The sequence below is a fragment of the Rathayibacter tanaceti genome, from assembly GCF_001634385.1.
Classification (GTDB): domain Bacteria; phylum Actinomycetota; class Actinomycetes; order Actinomycetales; family Microbacteriaceae; genus Rathayibacter; species Rathayibacter tanaceti.
Genome location: NZ_LIIN01000313.1, coordinates 1 through 492, shown reverse-complemented (window position 1 = coordinate 492; position 492 = coordinate 1). Strand labels below are relative to the sequence as shown.

Sequence of the window (492 nt, the reverse complement as noted above, 5' to 3'; positions counted from 1 at the left end):
GCGGCGGCGGGATCCCTCGTGCTCGTCGGAGCTGGACCGGGTGCTGTCGCTCATGCGCCGAGTCTAGCCAGGGTGCCGTGTGCTGATCCCCGCGGATCAGGCGGGCAGATAGCCTCCGTCGCGCAGGTCACCGACGAAGGCGCTCCAGACCAACCAGGCGACGACCGCGAGGACGATCACCAGGTAGCCGAGCACGAAGCCCGCGACCGCGAGGCCCCGGCCGCGCTGCCCCGACCGACCGGCCTGCACGAATCCGACGTGACCGAGCACGATAGCGGCGGGAGCGAGCCCCAGCAGTCCGCAGACCAGAGCGGCAACCGCGAGCGGGGCGAGCGGTGGCCGGTGCGGTGCGGATCCGGGTGCGGCCGGAGCCGTCGGCGGCGGCGCGGCCTCCGACGGCTCCCCGAGCGGCGGATCGAACGGCGCGGGCGACGGATCGACCGTCTCCCGGCGCACGGTGTCGTCGCTCACGATGGATCCCTCCCTGAGGGG

1 protein-coding gene is annotated in these 492 nt (G+C 74.2%); it reads right to left on the bottom strand.

The annotated features are described in order from the left end of the window. Positions 1-96: 96 nt before the first annotated feature. Positions 97-471: a DUF4190 domain-containing protein gene (locus ACH61_RS15815; protein ID WP_158286105.1), complete on the bottom strand. Its 375-nt coding sequence runs from the start codon at positions 469-471 to the stop codon at positions 97-99. Between the last annotated feature and the right edge of the window lie 21 nt (positions 472-492).